14 protein-coding genes are annotated in these 16,708 nt (G+C 68.0%); 10 read left to right on the forward strand and 4 right to left on the reverse strand.

Going from position 1 to position 16,708, the window contains the following annotated elements:
• Positions 1-3: 3 nt before the first annotated feature.
• Positions 4-1,269 carry an ATP-grasp domain-containing protein gene (locus E0H92_RS37960; RefSeq protein WP_131499698.1) on the forward strand — a complete coding sequence of 422 codons (1,266 nt, stop codon included), beginning with the start codon at positions 4-6 and terminating at the stop codon, positions 1,267-1,269.
• Between the two features lie 24 nt (positions 1,270-1,293).
• The gene (locus E0H92_RS37965) at positions 1,294-3,093 is read left to right on the forward strand and encodes an ABC transporter substrate-binding protein (RefSeq protein ID WP_131499699.1); all 1,800 of its coding nucleotides are present in this window, start codon (positions 1,294-1,296) and stop codon (positions 3,091-3,093) included.
• A gap of 640 nt (positions 3,094-3,733) precedes the next feature.
• Here the strand turns inward: E0H92_RS37965 and E0H92_RS37970 are convergent.
• Positions 3,734-4,978: a cytochrome P450 family protein gene (locus E0H92_RS37970; RefSeq protein WP_131499700.1), complete on the reverse strand. Its 1,245-nt coding sequence runs from the start codon at positions 4,976-4,978 to the stop codon at positions 3,734-3,736.
• Between the two features lie 192 nt (positions 4,979-5,170).
• Here E0H92_RS37970 and E0H92_RS37975 point away from each other — a divergent pair, with 192 nt between their 5' ends.
• The gene (locus E0H92_RS37975) at positions 5,171-6,481 is read left to right on the forward strand and encodes an MFS transporter (RefSeq protein ID WP_238152608.1); all 1,311 of its coding nucleotides are present in this window, start codon (positions 5,171-5,173) and stop codon (positions 6,479-6,481) included.
• Between the two features lie 51 nt (positions 6,482-6,532).
• On the opposite strand, the gene E0H92_RS37980 is transcribed toward E0H92_RS37975, so the two are convergent.
• Positions 6,533-7,948 carry a hypothetical protein gene (locus E0H92_RS37980; protein ID WP_131461184.1) on the reverse strand — a complete coding sequence of 472 codons (1,416 nt, stop codon included), beginning with the start codon at positions 7,946-7,948 and terminating at the stop codon, positions 6,533-6,535.
• 125 nt (positions 7,949-8,073) lie between these two features.
• Between E0H92_RS37980 and ddaH the strand changes: the two genes are divergently transcribed.
• The 6 genes from ddaH to E0H92_RS38010 are packed head-to-tail and all read left to right on the forward strand — an operon-like array spanning position 8,074 to position 13,392.
• Complete coding sequence (gene ddaH, locus E0H92_RS37985; RefSeq protein ID WP_131499701.1) at positions 8,074-8,964, forward strand: dimethylargininase; 891 nt, start codon at positions 8,074-8,076, stop codon at positions 8,962-8,964.
• The gene (locus tag E0H92_RS37990; RefSeq protein ID WP_131499702.1) at positions 8,961-9,293 is read left to right on the forward strand and encodes an avidin-fold protein; all 333 of its coding nucleotides are present in this window, start codon (positions 8,961-8,963) and stop codon (positions 9,291-9,293) included. The genes ddaH and E0H92_RS37990 overlap by 4 nt, the downstream gene beginning before the upstream one ends.
• Before the next feature lie 55 nt (positions 9,294-9,348).
• The gene (locus E0H92_RS37995; protein ID WP_131294856.1) at positions 9,349-9,801 is read left to right on the forward strand and encodes a cobalamin B12-binding domain-containing protein; all 453 of its coding nucleotides are present in this window, start codon (positions 9,349-9,351) and stop codon (positions 9,799-9,801) included.
• Positions 9,798-11,159 carry a methylaspartate mutase gene (locus E0H92_RS38000; RefSeq protein ID WP_131499703.1) on the forward strand — a complete coding sequence of 454 codons (1,362 nt, stop codon included), beginning with the start codon at positions 9,798-9,800 and terminating at the stop codon, positions 11,157-11,159. The genes E0H92_RS37995 and E0H92_RS38000 overlap by 4 nt, the downstream gene beginning before the upstream one ends.
• Positions 11,104-12,111 (forward strand): asparagine synthetase A, encoded by a 1,008-nt coding sequence (locus E0H92_RS38005; protein WP_131461180.1) that lies wholly within the window; start codon positions 11,104-11,106, stop codon positions 12,109-12,111. Before E0H92_RS38000 ends, E0H92_RS38005 begins: the two co-directional genes overlap by 56 nt.
• A 27-nt stretch (positions 12,112-12,138) precedes the next feature.
• A complete protein-coding gene (locus tag E0H92_RS38010; RefSeq protein ID WP_238173777.1) occupies positions 12,139-13,392 on the forward strand; it encodes an APC family permease in 1,254 nt (417 codons plus the stop codon).
• Here E0H92_RS38010 and E0H92_RS38015 read toward each other — a convergent pair.
• Entirely contained in the window at positions 13,377-14,384 is a 1,008-nt protein-coding gene (locus tag E0H92_RS38015; protein WP_131461178.1) for a zinc metalloprotease, read from the reverse strand. The genes E0H92_RS38010 and E0H92_RS38015 overlap by 16 nt on opposite strands.
• Positions 14,385-14,416: 32 nt before the next feature.
• Between E0H92_RS38015 and E0H92_RS38020 the strand changes: the two genes are divergently transcribed.
• A complete protein-coding gene (locus E0H92_RS38020) occupies positions 14,417-15,790 on the forward strand; it encodes a glutamate synthase-related protein (RefSeq protein ID WP_238152606.1) in 1,374 nt (457 codons plus the stop codon).
• On the opposite strand, the gene E0H92_RS38025 is transcribed toward E0H92_RS38020, so the two are convergent.
• Positions 15,741-16,580 carry an AfsR/SARP family transcriptional regulator gene (locus E0H92_RS38025; protein ID WP_131461176.1) on the reverse strand — a complete coding sequence of 280 codons (840 nt, stop codon included), beginning with the start codon at positions 16,578-16,580 and terminating at the stop codon, positions 15,741-15,743. The genes E0H92_RS38020 and E0H92_RS38025 overlap by 50 nt on opposite strands.
• Positions 16,581-16,708: the final 128 nt, after the last annotated feature.

Genomic DNA, 16,708 nt, shown 5'->3' on the forward strand with positions numbered 1-16,708 from the left:
ACCGTGAAGCTACTTGCGCTTGAAGCCGTCCAGAACGCGCGCTACTACCAGTCCCGCTACCGCCAGATCGAAGAGTTCGGCGGCACCTTGTTCGTTCTCAACGGCCTCGGCGAACCGGACTACTGGCCGGCTGACCGCTACCGGATCGCCGGCTCCCGGCACATCGACGACATCATCGCGACGGCCCGCGCGTGGCACGCCACCGAGCAGTTCCACGGCGTCCTCACGTTCTCCGAGTCCGGCGTACTGACGGTGGCCGCGGTAGCGGAAGCGCTCGGGCTGCCGGGGGTCGGCCTGGACGCGGCCAGGATCAGCCGCAACAAGCTTCTGATGCGCGAGGCCCAGGAGCGCGGCGGTGCGCCGGTGCCCAGGTTCCGGCTGGCGCCTGATCTCACCGCAGCGCTCGCCGCCGCGGAGGAGTTCGGGTACCCGGTCATCCTCAAACCGACCTTAGGTGCCGCGAGCAACTTCGTGTTCAAGATCGACGACCCCGCCGAGCTCCGGACCCGGTTCCCGCAGGCGCTCGACGGGATGGCGGGCATGTCGTGGTTCCGGATGGAGGCCGAAGGGGTCGACCTCGGCCCGTACGGGTTGCTCGTCGAGTCGTTCCTGGACGGCCGGGAGCTGCAGATCGAGGCGCTCGCCTGGGACGACGAGGTGTACCTCGGTTCGATCGTCGACCGGATCACGATCGAGGGCAACACGTTCGATGACGACGCACACCGCGCCCCGACCACGCTCGACGCGGATCAACTGGCCGCCGTCCATGAGGTGGTCACCACGGCCGCGCACGCACAGGGGTTGCGGCGCAGCGTCATGCACGCCGAGGTCCGGTTCCATCAGGGCAAGCCGCACCTGCTGGAGATCGCGGTCCGGCCGGGCGGGGGCGGGCTCGACTACTTCGCCCGGCTCAGCACCGGCTACTGCCCGATCCGCGCGACCATGGCCGTCGCCGCCGGCACCAAGCCCGACGTCCAGCACTATCACCCGACCGGCGTGCATCTGGCCGGTACCTGCCTGATCGGCGGACCGGGCCAGATCGAGCGAATCACCGTACCGGCCGCGGTCGCCGAGTCCGACCGGGTGTTCTTCCTCAAGATCACGGCCCAACCGGGCGACGTCGTCCGGCGGCCTCCGGACGGCAACAACATCCTCGGTTTCCTCTGCACCAGCGGAGCGACCTTCGACGAAGCGATCCGGACGGCGTACGAGTTCGCCGCGCAGATCGACGTACAGCTGGCCGCACCGGCGCCCCGGCTCACGGCCTGATTCAACTCACGAGAGGTGACCTGGATGTCCACGGTGTTGTCCGAACAGCAGTCCGAGCAGCCGTCCGAGGACGGCCGACGGAAAGCCAGGGTCGAGGGTGGCACCGTCACCTGGGCCTGCAACCCCGGCTTCCCGCCGGCCGCCATCTTCCCGTTCACGCCGCGGGAACGGATCGGCATCCGCAACCTGTACGAGTTCCAGGTGCTGATGTTCCGCCCGCTGTACTGGCTCGGCTGCGAGGGCAGACCGGAGGTGAACCCCGACCTGAGCCTCGCCTACCCGCCGGAGTGGAGCGAGGACGGGCTGAGTGTCACGGTCACGCTCAAGCCTTGGCAGTGGTCGAACGGTGAGCCGATCTGCGCCGACAACGTGATGTTCTGGGTGAACATGATGGCGGTCAAGGGCGACCGGCTCGGCTACTACGTACCCGGCTACTTCCCGGACAACCTGTCGTCGTACGAGAAGGTTGCCGAGGACAAGGTTCGGTTCACGTTCGACGAGGTGTACTCCAAGACCTGGGTGGAGATGAACCAGCTGTCGCTCATCACGCCGATGCCGAAGGCCTGGGACCGCACCGCGAGCGGGCCGGCGCGAGCGTCGTACGACGTGGCTGACATCCCTGCCGTCTACGACTACCTGGTGGCGCAGAACGGCGAGTGGACGGTCGAGGCGAACCACTTCCGGGGCGGCTGGGCCGAGAGCCCGGTGTGGAGCGTCGTCAACGGCCCGTGGCGGTTGAAGAGCTACACCGTCGACGGCGTCGTCACGTTCGTCCCGAACGACAAGTACTCCGGGCCGAACAAGCCGCACCTGGACGAGTTCCGGCAGGTGCAGAACGACACCGACGAGCTGATGTACGAGCGCCTGCTGGCCGGACCGGACGCACCGGACGGGATCCAGATCGGGTACCTCCCGTTCGGGATGGGGCTCACCGACGACGGCGAGGACCCGCTCGCGGACTCGTACCGGCTGGTGCCGCAGGACGTGTTCGTGGTGCGCTACATGCCGTTCAACTTCGACAACGACTCCACCGCGGCGCGGATCTACAAGCACATGTACGTCCGGCAGGCGCTGCAGATGTGCCTGGACCAGGATCGCGCGATCCGGGAGATCTACCACGGCAACGCGTACCGGATGGACGGGCCGGTACCGCCGTCGCCGGCCAACCCGCACGTGTCGCCGAAGCAGCGCAAGGACCCGATGCCGTTCGACGTCGACGCCGCGCGCGAGCTGCTCGAGGCGCACGGGTGGGACACCAGCACACTGCCGGCCCGCTGCGTCCAGCCGGGTGACGTGGCCGGTTGCTCCGGCGACGGCGTCGACATCAGCGACGAGATGTCCTTCACGATCCGGTACGTCGAGGGCAAGGCCGCGCTGACCCGCCTGCTGGAGATGTACCGGGAGGATGCGGCGAAGGCCGGGATCGAGCTCAAGCTGGAGCCGGTCTACGGGTCTGTGATGGTGGCCGAGGACCACAGCCCCGACGTCCCGAGCAAGCGGCTGTGGGAGATCAACACCTGGAACGGCGGCTGGTCCTTCTACGGCCACCTCACCGGCGAGATGCTCTTCCGCACCGGCGGCGGCAGCAACTTCGGCGACTACAGCGACCCGAAAGCCGACGAGCTCATCGACCGCACAGTCCACAGCGACGACCCAGAAGCCATGTACGCCTACCAGGACTACATAGCCGCCCAAGTCCCCACCATCTGGTCCCCCGGCTTCCCCAACCGAATGTTCGAAGTAGCCAAAAACCTCCAAGGCATCGAGCCGGTAAACCCCTACGGCCTAATCACCCCCGAAGACTGGTACTACGTCGAGAAGTAACCACCTTGAGGGAAGAAATCAAAGAAAGAACAGAAAACAGAGAAGAGAAATTTAGGGTGGCGGCCCGCTTCGGCGGTCGACCGGAAGTATGTCCGGACGACCGTCAAGCCATCCACCACCCTAAATCTCTGCCTCTGAAGGCCTTCACATGCAAGAAACGGAAGAAAGAAGAACAAGATACAGAGGAGGCTTCAGCTGGGCTGAAGCCTGCTTGGCGCCTGCGGTTATGCGCGTCCAGTCGACCGGCCGGCTGGAAGGACCAAGCCTGGGGAGAATTATGTGCCGAATCGGGTAGAAAATCCTCCCTACCCCAGCTTCGCTGCTCCGGTTGTCGCATGATGCCGGCGGGTGTCCGGAAGGAAGTTTGCACTCAGCGGCAATTACGTTCCGGCGAGCGGTCCATGGGAGCTTCGCGCCGACGCATGAACTCGGTGATCTCGTCACGGCGAGCACGAGTGTAGTTGCTCGCGCATCCACAGCTGGCTCCACAGATCAATCAAGTCTCCAGTTGACCGCTCAAGCCAGCCACCACTCTAAATCTCTTCTTCTCTGTTCTTTCTCGTCTCTATTTGAGAGTGGCGGCCGGCTGTCCAAGCCGGCCGCCACTCTTAATTTCTTCTTTGTTCTGTTCTTTCTTTGTCTAGGGTTTTGGGGGGAGGGTTGAGGCTGGTAGGTGGTGCATGCCTCGGAGGAGGGTGCTGGGTTCCCATTCGAGGTAGCTGGGGTCGGCGGTCATGTGGAGGTGCGGGAAGCGTTCCAGGAGGCGGGTCAGGGCGATGTTCGTCTGCATCTTGGCCAGGGGCTGGCCGATGCAGAAGTGGGGGCCGTGGCCGAAGCCGAGGACTCCGTTGGGGCGGCGGTCGAGGTCGAGGGTGTTCGCGTTCGGGAACTGTTCGTCGTCGCGGTGCGCGGACAGGATCGACAGCGCGAGGATGTTGTTCTTCGGGACGACGACGTCGCCGATCTCGATGTCCTCGGCTGTGAACCGGAACGTCGCCACGCCGACGCCGCCGTCGTACCGCATCAGCTCGTCGATCGCCTGCGGCATGATCTCCAGGTCGCCGCGCAGCCGCGCCATCGCGTCGGGGTTGGTGAGCAGGCTGAGGATCCCGTTCGAGAGCGTGTGCTGCGACGTGATGTGGCCGGCCACGGTGTACAGGAAGATCATCGCGACGAGTTCGTCGTCGCTCAGCCGGTCGCCGTTCGGGCTGCCTTCGAGCATCGCGCTGACCATGTCGTCGGCCGGGTTCTTGCGCTTCATCGCGATGATCTCGTGCCCGTACGCGAGCACGTTCTTCGAGGCCTCCTCGACCACCTCCGGCGGGTGCCCGGCGCCGACCAGTTCGACGGCCCACTGCTGGAACCGCTCACGGTCCTCGAACGGGATTCCGAGCACGTCGCAGATCAGGTTGATCGGCAGCGGCTGCGCGTACTCGGTGACCAGGTCGACGTCGTCGCGGCCCTCGAGCTTGGACAGGTAGTCGTCGACCAGCTGCTCGATCCGCGGCCGGAACTCGTCCATCCGGCGCAGCGTGAACGCCTTGCTCACCAGCGACCGCAACCGCGTGTGCCGGGGCGGGTCGCTGTTCAGCATGTGCTGGGACAGCTCGTCGTCGAAGCCGACGTCGGGTTTCTCGTCCTCCACATAGGTCCCGGTGTGGCGGGCGAACATCTCGTTCATCCGCGTGCCGTCCTTGCTCACCCGGGGATCCTGCAGCAGCGCCCGTACGTCGGCGTACCGGGTCACCAGCCAGACGTCGGCACCGTGCGGGAACACCACGTGATGCACCCGGCCGGCCTTCCGGTACGGCTCGAGGATCTCGTACGGCCTCTGCATGAAGTCGTCCGGGATCCTTGGGAGGGCCTCCGTCATTTCGGTTGTCATAGGTCCGATCCTCCTGGCTGCAGGCATGTCGACAGGGGCGCACGTACGCTTCCGTTACGCGTCGCCGTCATTCATCAGAGGCGCCCGCGGGCCCGCCCTGATACGCCTTGTTTTGTTGCCTTTGAGGGCTGTCCGTACGGCGCTCCAACCGATAACGTGCAGGGTCGAACGCACAGAGGGGTGGAGTGGCTGATGAGCGAAGAAGTCGACCGCGAACCGGGTTCGGCCGAGCAGCCAGGCGCCGGCCTGGGTGCCATCGCTACCTGGCGCCAGACGTCGATCACGTCGAAGGCGCTGCTGTTCGGAGTTTTCGTCAACCGGCTGGGCGCCTTCCTGCAGATCTTCCTGGTGCTGTTCATGACCCACCGCGGGTTCACGGCCGGCCAGGCGGGTCTCGCACTCGGCATCTACGGCGCCGGCCATGTGCTGGGAGCGTTCATCGGCGGCTGGCTGACCGATCGGCTGAGTGCCCGGGCCGCGACGCTGATCAGCATGCTGGGCTCGGCCGCGCTGATCGTCTCCATCCTCTACATCAACGTGTACTGGGTGATCCTCCTGGCGATCATCACGGTCAGTACCGTCAGCCAGCTGAACCGGCCGGCCGCCCAGGCGATGCTGGCCGAGCTGACCAAGCCGGGTCAGCTGGTGATGACGATGGCGATGTACCGGCTGGCCATCAACCTCGGTACGGCGGTGACGCCGATCGTCGGCGTCGCGCTGGTGTCGGTCTCGTACGACCTGCTGTTCTGGGCCGAGGCGTTCGCGGCTGTGCTCTACAGCGCGATCGCCTGGAAGTTCCTGCCCGGCAAGGCCGCGCCGGACGAGGCCGCGAGCGCCGCCAAGGCCGCGGAGCCGAAGCAGGGCTACCGCGCGGTGCTGGCGGACTGGCGGTACGACTTCTACCTGGCCGCCGTGTTCCTGGTGACGATCGTCTACTGCCAGTACATCGCGGTGCTTCCGCTGGCGATCGTGAACGACGGCCTCAGCCTGTGGTGGTACAGCGTGATCGTCTCCGCGAACGCCATCGTGGTCGCGGTCTGCGAAGTCCCGGCGACCAAGTACGTGCAGACCTGGCCGCTGCGGCTGACCGCGATCGCGGGATTCGGCCTCGTCGCGGTCGGGTACGGCGTCTACGCGATCGCACTGGTCCCGGTCCTGCTGGTCATCGGCACCCTGATCTGGACGACGTCGGAGATCATCGGTGCACCGACCACGTTCGCGTACCCGGGGATGGTCGCGCCGCCGCACCTGCGCGGCCGGTACTCCGGTGCCATGCTGAGCGTCTTCGGTCTCGGAAACGCGATCGGTCCGGCGGTCGGCGTGTGGCTGTGGGAGCACGTCGGCCAGACGTTCTGGCTGTGGGCGGCCGGGGTGGCCGTCCTGTCCGCCGTCTGCGCGCGGATCGGCATGCGCCGCCCCGACGAACAGCCGGCCGACGCCGCGACCACCAAGGCTGAGGAGACCGAGGCGGCGCCTGGTGCCAACCCCGAAGCGGCAACCTGAGAAATCTGAAGTTCTGAAAGGGGGCCGGTGCGTCGCACCGGCCCCCTTTCGTCAGCTCTTGCGAACTGGAAGTGCGGTCCCCGGCTCGACGTCGGAGTTCTCCGGCAGAGCATGCAGGCAGCAGCCGACCGACGCGCCGGCGTCCAGCCGGACCACCTCGACGTCGGACTCGACAGACATGGCTCGCGCGTACACACCGCCGAACCCGTTGACGACGGTGTAGACACCCCAGTTCACGATCCACGGCGCCGGGTCGCCGTCCTGCATCGGGAACAGCTCCGGCACCGGCCGGATCCGGCGTTGGACGACCCACGGCCCGTCGAGCGCCTCCCGGACCCGTTCCTCCCACAGCTCCCCGTCGGTGTCTGCACGCCAGCCGAGCAGCACGCCTTCCCCGCTGTGCCGCGACGTCGGCTTGAGGACCAGGTCTGCCTGATGCCCGAGGACGTAGTCGAGCAGCTCGACCTGCGTGCCGTCCTCCAACGTCACCGGCCCCGGACGCACCATCCGGGTCCAGGGCAGGATCCGGTCGAGGCTCGTCAGCGTCTGCTGGTCGAAGTACTGGCGGTTCGCCTCGTCGGACAGCACCGCGAGCGCGCCCTTGCTGGCGAACATCTCGGCGTCCAGCGGCGTGAAGATCTTCACCTCGCCGCGGGCGGCGGCGTCCAGGACCGGATCCATCATCGCCGACGCGTCCGGGTACTCCAGCAGATCCTCCAGCATGAACAGACGCTGGATGATGTCGACCTTCAGGTCGCCGAGCCAGACGCCGCCGTCGCGGACCTCGAGCTGCCCGATGTGGCCGACGTGGGCGTCGATTCCCATGTCCTGCAGGCGTGTCGCGAAGTGCCGCATGTACGGCTCGAGCGTCTCGTAGCTGCTCGGCCAGTCGACGGTCGCCAGTACCGGCCGGGAGTCGTAGGAGAACCCGCTCTCGACGAACATGTTGTTGACCTGTTCGCGCATCGTGTCCACGTAGCTCAGGCGGTGCGTCTGTGCGAACTCCTCCAGGATCGGCTGCGACAGCAGGGCCCGTGCCATGTCGGACTGGTCGATGCCGCCGAGCGCGCTGCCCATGTTGAACTCGAGCAGCTTGAACCCGCTCTCGTCCAGGTACAGGTCGGCGCGGCTCTGCTTCGTCACGGTCGTGCCGCGGCTGCGCAGGACGGCCGAGACCTGGACGTCGGTCATTCCGACCGACCGCGCGAACGCCGCCAGGTCACCGCCGTACAACTTGTCGGGCAGGCTGGTCAGGGCAGCGTGCATTGTCAGGATGTCGTTCGCCAGCTGGTCGCACTCGTCGGCGCCGAGGAACAGCGGCCGCGCCAGGTACCGGCCGCCGTACACCGACTGCAGGCCGATCGACTCGGGGTGGGTGCTCACGAGTTCGGCGGCGGAGATCCCGCGGCGCTTGATCTCGTCCAGGTACTGGGCAGTGAGTTCAGCTCGGCTCAGGCCGGTCAGCATATTCGGGACCTCCGGGGTCAAGACGGAACAGAGCGCTCCTGCTCGGTCAGAGACCTGAATCGGCGCCCGGAAATACACCGGCCGGTGCGGGTATCTGATCGCGGCCCCCGCGCCCTCTTGTCGGCATGGAACTCATCTCCGAGGTCGGTACGCCGACCACCACCGCCGTACCGTCTGACGCTCTGTCCAACGCCGCGATCCGGCGGAGCACCCGGCGCCGGTACCTGATGTGCCCGCCCGCCCACTTCGACGTCGTCTACTCGATCAACCCGTGGATGAACCCCGCCAAGCCGACCGACCAGCCGATCGCGGCGGCGCAGTGGCAGCGGATCCACGACCAGCTGGTCGACCTCGGGCACGCCGTGGACGTGATCCCGCCGGTGCCCGGGCTGCCGGACATGGTGTTCGCCGCGAACGGCGCCACCGTCTGGGGCGACCGCGCGCTCGTGGCCCGCTTCCGCCATACCGAGCGGGACGCCGAGTCGGCGGCGTACCTGGACTGGTTCGCCGAGCGCGGTCTGCACGTCCAGCAGGCCTCGACGGCGAACGAGGGCGAAGGCGACTACCTGTCCGCGGGGCCCTGGTTGCTGGCCGGCAGTGGGTTCCGCACCGACCGCCGTGCTCATCTCGAGAGCGAGCAGTATTTCGACCGGCCGGTGATCGGGCTGACCCTCGTCGATGACAGGTACTACCACCTGGACACCGCATTGGCCGTGCTGGACGACGAGACGGTGATGTACTACCCGGGCGCGTTCACTTCGGGAAGTCAGGCGATCCTGCGCGAACTCTTCCCGTCCGCGATCATCGCAACCGCCGAGGACGCCGGTGTGTTCGCCCTCAACGCGGTGTCCGACGGCCTCCACGTCCTGATGCCGGCTGGTTCGACCGATCTGGTCGCGAAGCTGCGGGAAGCAGGCTTCGTGCCGATCGGCATGGATGTCTCCGAGCTGCTACGGGCCGGTGGCGGGGTGAAGTGCTGCGTGTTGGAGCTGCACGGTCCGGCAGGTCGCCGATGATCGACTACGACGGCAGGAAATTCTCCCCAGCCGGAGCGAACGGCGATGTCACGGTGGCGTCGTACCGGCAGAGCGGCGACCTGCTCTGGGCAGACTTCAGCGGAGGTCGTGTACGCCGTGGTTCGCTCACCGGCGTGTGCCGGCCGGACGACACACTGGAGTTCAGCTACACCATGGTGCTCGCCGACGGCGCACTGGTCGCAGGGCACTGCGAGAGCACACCGGAGATGCTGCCGGACGGCCGGATCCGTTTGCACGAACGCTGGGAACGGTACGGTCCGCACGCCGCGACCGGACTGTCGGAGCTCGATGAGATCGCGCCCGGCTGATCGGCCCGATGTAGCCGGATGTATCAGGCCACCGCCGGTCCGCACTCTGCTTGTCATGAATCACGCCGAAGGCTTGGAGGTCAGCGCCGACGGTTTGTCCGTTGTCCTGACCAGCGTGTCGTCGGACTCGCACACCTGGAATCTGGTCGTTCTGCAACTGGTTCTCGAGGAGCTCGGCCATCAGGTGCACAACCTCGGCGCCTGCGTTCCGGACGAGCTGATGATCTCCGAGTGTCTGCGCCTGCGACCGGATCTGATCGTGGTCAGCAGTGTCAACGGTCACGGCTTCCACGACGGGTTGCGGCTGATCCGTCAGGTCCGGAGCCGCGCGGAGCTGGCCGGCACCCCGATGGTGATCGGCGGCAAGCTGGGAATCGCCGGGCCGGGCTGCGACCGCAGCCGGGCGCAGCTGACCGCGGCAGGGTACGGCGCGGTCTTCGAGGACGGCACCGGTCTGACCGCCTTCCAGTCGTACGTCGGCAGGCTCGCCATCGGCCAGGCTTCGTGAGCGTCCCGGAGACCGGCTCGTTCGGTGACTTCGTCGCCCGGGCGCATCGAGCCGGCACGCTCGTGGTGCAACCGCGGATGGGCGTCAGCGATCCCGCCGCGATGCGCACCGGGCTCGTGGCCACCCGGAAGGCGACAGCGACCGCGGTCGGCACGATCACGCTCGACAGCTACACCCGGATGGGCGACAACGTGAACGCGCGCGCCGCGCTCGCAGCCGGGATCGAGCTGAACGGCTACCCCATCGTCGCGCACGACCCGGCCGTCACCCGCGCGGTGCTGGACGGTGTCGCCGGGCCCGAGTTCCCGGTGCAGATCCGGCATGGTTCGCCGTGTCCCGAGCCGATCGTGGCCGCGCTGATCCAGGCCGGACTGCACGCGACCGAAGGCGGGCCGGTGTCGTACTGCCTGCCGTACAGCCGGATGCCGCTGGAGGACTCGATTCCGAACTGGGCCCGCAGCTGCGACCTGCTGGCCGAGGTCAGGGCGACCGGAGCCGAACCGCACGTCGAAAGCTTCGGCGGCTGCATGATGGGTCAGCTGTGCCCGCCAGGCCTCCTGGTCGCGTTGAGCGTGCTCGAATGCCTGTTCTTCCGGCAGCACGGGATCCGCAGCGTCTCGCTGAGCTACGCCCAGCAGACCAACCCCGATCAGGACACCGAAGCGCTGCTAGCGTTGCGCCGGCTGGCCACGCAGTGGCTGCCGGACGTCGACTGGCACATCGTCGTCTACACCTACATGGGCGTGTATCCGCGGACGCCCGCCGGCGCCACCGGGCTCCTGGAGGAAGCGGCCCGGCTCGCGGTCCGGGCCGGCGCGGCGCGGCTGATCGTGAAGACCGTTGCCGAGGGCTACCGAATTCCGACGTTCGCCGAGAACATCGCCGCGCTGGAGACCGCGGCGCTGGCCGCGGACAGTTGCCTCACGATCGTCGGCGACACCGGCGACACCGGCATCCACGCCGAGGCGAGCGCCTTGATCGAGGCGGTGCTCGACCTCGGTCCGGATCTCGGCGCAGCCCTGGCCACCGCGTTCCGGCGCGGCTACCTCGATGTGCCGTACTGCCTCCACCCTGACAACGCCGGCCGGGCCCGCAGCTACCTCGACAGCGCCGGGCGGCTGCAATGGTCGTCGATCGGGTCGTTGCCGATCCGCAGTGTCGTCGGCCAGACCAGCTCGGCGAGGCCGACCGCGGCCGGCCTGCTGGCGTCACTGTCGTACGTCGAGCGCAGGTTCGACAACGCGAGCCTCGAGCAGGAGTACCACGCCGACTCATTAGCCGAATCAGTAGGGAGTGCACCAGATGACCGAGACCCGGATCCCGGAGACCGAAGCCCTGCTGCCAGCCGGCCCGCGTGAGCACCTGACCTCACCGGTCACCCGGTCGGTCCTCAGGATCCAGCACCGGATGCTCGCCGCGGCCCGCGACCTGCTCGTCGACCGCGGGTTCATCGAGTTGCTGCCGCCGGTGATCGGCCCGGTCACCGACCCCGGCGCGCGCGGCGCCAAGCAGGTCGACGTGGACTACTACGGGCACCGCTACAAGTTGATGACCAGCGCGATCCTTTACAAACAAGCGGCTCTGACGTCGTTCGGGAAGATCTTCTTCATCGCGCCGAACATCCGGCTCGAACCGCTCGAGACCGCGTCGACCAGCAGGCACCTGGCCGAGTTCCACCAGATCGACATCGAGATGGCGGACGCGTCCCGGGACGACGCCATGGCGATCGCCGAGGACCTGGTGCGTCACGTCGTACAGCAGGTGCTCGCGGAGCTCCCCCACGAATTCGAATCCCTCGGCCGGGACACCTCGGGGTTCGCCGAGTTGCTGAGCGCCCCGTTCGGGCGCCGTACGCACGCCGACGCGGTCGCCGACCTGCGGGCGACCGGTCACGACCAGAGCCCCGACGCCGAGCTCGACTGGGAGGGCGAGGCGAAGCTGTCGGCGAAGGCGAGCAGGCCGTTCTTCGTCACCGACTACCCGAAGGGATCGCGCGGCTTCTACGACCGGGAGTCCAAGGACCAGCCCGGCATGCTGCGGAACTTCGACCTGATCGCCGCCGAGGGGTACGGCGAACTGTGCAGCGGCAGCGAACGCGAGCAGGACTACGCCACGATCATCGCGCGGATGCGGGAGACGGCGGAGAACCCGGCGAAGTACGCGTGGTACCTGCAGATGCTGCGGGACGGCGTACCGCCGAGCGCCGGGTTCGGACTCGGCCTCGAGCGGTTCACCCGGTACGTCGCCGGGCTGGACTCGGTCTGGCAGGCCAGCGCCTTTCCGAAGGTTCCCGGCATCGCTTCACCCTGACCGCCGGTTCCAGCGAAGATGTCCCGCGTGACAGAAACCGCATCGGGTCGGCTGAGCCTCGGGCAAGGTACGGCGTTGTACATCGGAGCCGTACTGGCGACCGGTGTCATCGCGTTGCCGGCGCTCGCCGCCGATGTGGCCGGCCCCGCGTCGCTACTGGCGTGGCTGGGCCTGGCCGTGGTGTCCGCTCCGCTGGCAGCGACCTTCGCGGCGCTCGGCGCGCGCTACCCGGACTCGGGCGGTATCGCGACGTACGCGCGACTGGCCTTCGGCGAGCGCGCCGCAGCGATCGTCGGCTGGTGTTTTTACCTGTCCGTCCCGGTCGGCGGTCCCGCCGCCGCGCTGTGGGCGGGCGGGTACGTCGAATCCGCGCTCGGCGGCGGACGGGGCGCCGTCTTCGCAACCATGCTGGCGCTTCTGGCGATCGTGCCGGCGGCGAACGCCTTCGGGATCGAGGTGACCGGCCGGGTCCAGATGGGCCTCGCCGGTCTGCTGACGCTCTTCCTCGGTCTCGCGGTCGCGCTCTCGCTGCCGCACGCCGACCTGTCCAACCTGCAGCCGTTCGCGCCGCACGGCTGGCAGGCGATCGGCCCTGCCGCCGCGCTCCTGGTCTGGAGCTTCGTGGGCTGGGAAACGGTCACCTATCTCACCGCGGAGTTCCGCCGCCCGGCCCGCGACGTACCGCGGGCCACTGCCGTCGCGGTGATCGTGGTCGGCGTGATCTACCTCAGTGTCGCCTTCGCCACCATCACGGTGCTGGGCCCGCGAGCCGCCGACACCGACGCGCCACTTGGCGATCTGCTCGCGATCGGCCTGGGCGGCAACGCCCGAGTACTTGCCGCGGCGGCAGCGCTCCTGCTGACCTTCGGTGCGATGAACGCGTACTACGCGGGCGCGTCCAAGCTCGGCGCAGCCCTGGCCCGCGACGGAGCTCTTCCTGCCTGGCTGGCCCGTGGCAGTTCTGCCGGCGTGGTGCCACGCCGGAGTCTCGCCGTACTCAGCGCGATGTCGATGCTGACTGCCGTGGTTGTCGTGGCGGCAGGACTCGAGCCAGAGTCGCTGGTTCTGCTCACCACCGGGCTGTTCGTGACCGTGTACGCCGTCGGCGTCGCCGCGGCAGTCAAGTTGCTGCCGCGACGCAGCCGTGCCCGTCTAGCCGCACTGGTCGCCCAAGGGGCTGTCGTGGTCCTGCTCCTGATGGCCGGTGTGTACCTGCTCTGGCCGGCGCTCGTCAGCGTGGCCGCACTGCTCTATCTACGGTTGACTCACCGACGCCCGTAGAGCGCCCGCATGCCGAGTACGTCGCCACGGCCCAAGGTACGCACGTGTCCGGTGCAGCGTCGTACGCCGGGGTACATCGTGAGGTTCAGGTCCTCGTCGGCGCTCAGGTTGACGAGTCCGTAGACGTGACCCATCTCGTGGGTCAGCACCGACTCCACGTCGTACCGCCACCGGTCCTGTTCCGGTGGCTGCGCCGGGACACACGCCGGATCGCGGGTGGGGTCGTACGTCCACTTGTAGTCGGCGCTGTTCATGCGGATGTCTGCCGAGACGGCTTGCGTGACGCCGTGGCGGGTCTCGGCCCAGGTGCAGGTCCAGGCCAGCGTCGCCTCGAGGAAGCCCCCGGGCAGGTCCCCCGCGTCGATCACGTTGTGGCCGTCGGATGCGCCGCACGTCGTTTGACCGTCCGCGTAGACGAAGTTGCCGCGGACGGCGGTGTGGCCGACCAGGGCGCCGGATGCGCCGGTGTCGCCTCGCATGCCGCAGGTGTTGCGACCTCGGGTCATGTTGACCACGGACCTGCGGGCAGCCGCGTCGAAGTCGGCCTGACTGCCGTTGGTGAGAGCCGTTCCCTTCGTCGTCCGGAACAACCATGGCCGGTACCACCTGTACGAGCGGAGGGTGTAGGTGTCGCGCTCGCAGGCTGTCGGACCGGGCAAGTCCGGGAAACGGTCCCGTACAACCTGCACGCCGGCGGTCACCACTCCCTTGTCGTCGGTGGTCAGGCTGTACGTCCGGGCTCCGTCCGGATACAGCATGTCCAAGGTGACGCTGCTGCCAGGCGGTTGCACCTGGAGCGGAACGCCGTCCCCGGCGTCGACGATCCGGCCGACGGCTCCGCACTCGATCGCGGAGCGACCAGACAGGTCGCTCGCCTTCAGCACACCTCGTGGCAGGCCGCACGGATCGGCAGCGACCGCGCCACCGGTCGTCAACTGGCCGACGCCTAGCGTCAGGCTGATCAATATCGTGAATGCACGCGTGGACTTCATTGCTACTCCCCCTCGAGCAGACGCTCCCTACCTTGGAGAGGGGCGGTACGACGCCCAGTGATACGGGCCGTATTTTCACCGGACCCACCACGCCTCTTCCGGTCAGAAGCCGACCGAAGGAGGGCGTCCTGTACGCCGAAGGTTTCCCCGAAGCAGCGATCCGCCGCCGCGCGCGGACCGGTGCCGCCGACGCGTTCCCGTCCCCAGACGACTACGGGCACGCGTTGTTCGGCGCCGACCGTCCAAGTACGACGGACGATCACCTCGACCGTCTACGCCTGGTGCCGCCGGTCTTCGTACCGCAGCGGCTGGCCCAACTCATCGAGCTGGGACGCGAGCCGGTGTACCGCGACGTACGGCTGGAGACGACGATCGGCGGGTTCCGGTCCGCGCTACCGGCGTACGTCTCGGCGTTCGGCTCGACGGAGGCGGCGAGCGTCGCACTCGGCCTGGCCGCCGGACGCCAGGCCGGACGCCTCGGTATCCCGATGGTGATCGGCGAGAACGTGATGCCGGTCAACAGCTACGGGCGGCTCGAGGCCGACGCTGAGCGCTCGCTGCTCGGCCGGATCCGCGCGTACCAGGCCGAGGCGCTGGAAGGGTACGGCGGCATCGTCGTCCAGCAGAGCACCGAGGACGCCGACGCCGAGGTGTGGAACCTCGTGTACAGCGATCCGAATGCTCTGCCGCTGCTGGAGTCCGGGCGGCTCGCGTTCGAGCTCAAGGTCGGGCAGGGCGCCAAACCCGGGCTGGGCGGGATGACTCTGATCGGTGCGGAGGCCGCCGAGCGACTGGCCGATGCGTACCTCATCGACCCGGTCTTCGGCGGCGACCGCGTCCTGCGCAGCAGCAGCCCCGGCACCTTCACCGAAGAGATCCTGCGGCAACAGATCCGCCTGATGCGCAACAACTATCCACGCGCCAAGGTATGGGTGAAACTGCCACCGGCGCGGGACGTTTCGGCGGCCGCGCAGGTGGCCTGGGCGGCCGGTGCCGACGCAGTGTCCGTCGACGGCGCCGAAGCGGGTACCGGCTGGGCGCCGCTGGCCTTCCTCAGCCAGGTCGGGCTGCCGTTGGGCGAGTGCCTGCTGCGGATCGGGCAGGACCGAGCGCCTTCCGACCAGTCGTGCCTGCTGGTCTCCGGCCGGATGTGGGAGGGTGCGCGGATCGCCAAGTGCCTGGCGCTCGGCGCGAACGCGGCCGGGCTGGGCCGGGCCGCGCTCATCGCGGTGGACACCGATCCCGAGCACGGTCTCGTCAACCTCGTCGAGTGCCTCGCACTGGAGTTGCAGTTCCTCGTCAGCGCTCTCGGCAAGTACCACGTGCGGGCACTCGGTCCGGAAGATCTCTGGAGTCCTACGCCAGCGTCGTCCTGGGCGACAGGGCTCGGCTCCGGTCCAGCTTGAGGACGTCCGCCACCGACCTGCGCGGATCGGCTCCGACCTGCCGCCGGCGTACCAGGTCCACCAGCTCCGCAGTGGGTTCGACACCGATCTCACTGGCCAGGCTGCGCTGGAAGAACTCGAGCCGGCGGATCGCCTCGACCACGTTGTCCTCGGCGAGATGAACCTCGATCAGCACCCGCGTCGCGCTCTCCCGCAACGGTTCCAGCCGTACGGCGGCCATCGCCGCCTCGATCGCCTCGGCGTACCGGCCCGAACAGGTCAGCTGCTGCGCCGTCAGCTCGAGCGCGTGCAACTGCAACTGGCGCAGGCGTTCCCGCCCCAGCAGGACCCAGTCGTCGTACCAGCCGGGCAGCAGCTCCCCCATCGCGGCGAGCGTCGGCAGGAGCCCTTGGTCGGCACCGCACTCGCCGTCGTTGATCACCCGGCGAATGGCGGTGATCAGTCTGTTCACGTCGACGTCGACGGACTCGTCGACGCGCAGCGTCTCGTCACCGGTGATGAGCGGCCGCGGACTCAGCTGGCGAAGCCGCCACAGCGCCGTCCGCAGACAGGCCTGGGCCTTCGAGTCCGAGACCTCCGGCCACAGCGTTCCGGCCACCTCGGCGCGACTGGAACGCCCGCGCAGTGCGACGAACGCCACCACGCGGCGCGCACTGAGCGGGATCGACAAGGTCTGTTGACCGTCGACAACCCAGAAGCCGTCGAGCATGCGGAGCCGCACTTGCCGGTGAATGCCGGCCGGCGCGACCTCCGGATCAGAATCATCTGCCGCTAGGGGCTTAGCGCGCATCTATCGATCTCCCCCCACTGGGTAGGAATCCTCTAGACCCGCCCAGCTCGGAACATGCTGCGAGAAGTCTCGGGCGGGCGGGCCCTGTCATGCAGGTATCGCGACTTCTCGTGAGGTTGTTACCGAGC

Source organism: Kribbella speibonae (assembly GCF_004331375.1).
Lineage (GTDB): Bacteria > Actinomycetota > Actinomycetes > Propionibacteriales > Kribbellaceae > Kribbella > Kribbella sindirgiensis.

Excerpts from the sequence above, each read along its gene's own strand:
- E0H92_RS37965 (WP_131499699.1), top strand. The coding sequence starts at position 1,294 with ATGTCCACGGTGTTGTCCGAACAGCAGTCCGAGCAGCCGTCCGAGGAC.
- E0H92_RS37970 (WP_131499700.1), bottom strand. The coding sequence starts at position 4,978 with ATGACAACCGAAATGACGGAGGCCCTCCCAAGGATCCCGGACGACTTC.
- E0H92_RS37975 (WP_238152608.1), top strand. The coding sequence starts at position 5,171 with ATGAGCGAAGAAGTCGACCGCGAACCGGGTTCGGCCGAGCAGCCAGGC.
- E0H92_RS37980 (WP_131461184.1), bottom strand. The coding sequence starts at position 7,948 with ATGCTGACCGGCCTGAGCCGAGCTGAACTCACTGCCCAGTACCTGGAC.
- ddaH (WP_131499701.1), top strand. The coding sequence starts at position 8,074 with ATGGAACTCATCTCCGAGGTCGGTACGCCGACCACCACCGCCGTACCG.
- E0H92_RS37990 (WP_131499702.1), top strand. The coding sequence starts at position 8,961 with ATGATCGACTACGACGGCAGGAAATTCTCCCCAGCCGGAGCGAACGGC.
- E0H92_RS37995 (WP_131294856.1), top strand. The coding sequence starts at position 9,349 with ATGAATCACGCCGAAGGCTTGGAGGTCAGCGCCGACGGTTTGTCCGTT.
- E0H92_RS38005 (WP_131461180.1), top strand. The coding sequence starts at position 11,104 with ATGACCGAGACCCGGATCCCGGAGACCGAAGCCCTGCTGCCAGCCGGC.
- E0H92_RS38015 (WP_131461178.1), bottom strand. The coding sequence starts at position 14,384 with ATGAAGTCCACGCGTGCATTCACGATATTGATCAGCCTGACGCTAGGC.
- E0H92_RS38025 (WP_131461176.1), bottom strand. The coding sequence starts at position 16,580 with ATGCGCGCTAAGCCCCTAGCGGCAGATGATTCTGATCCGGAGGTCGCG.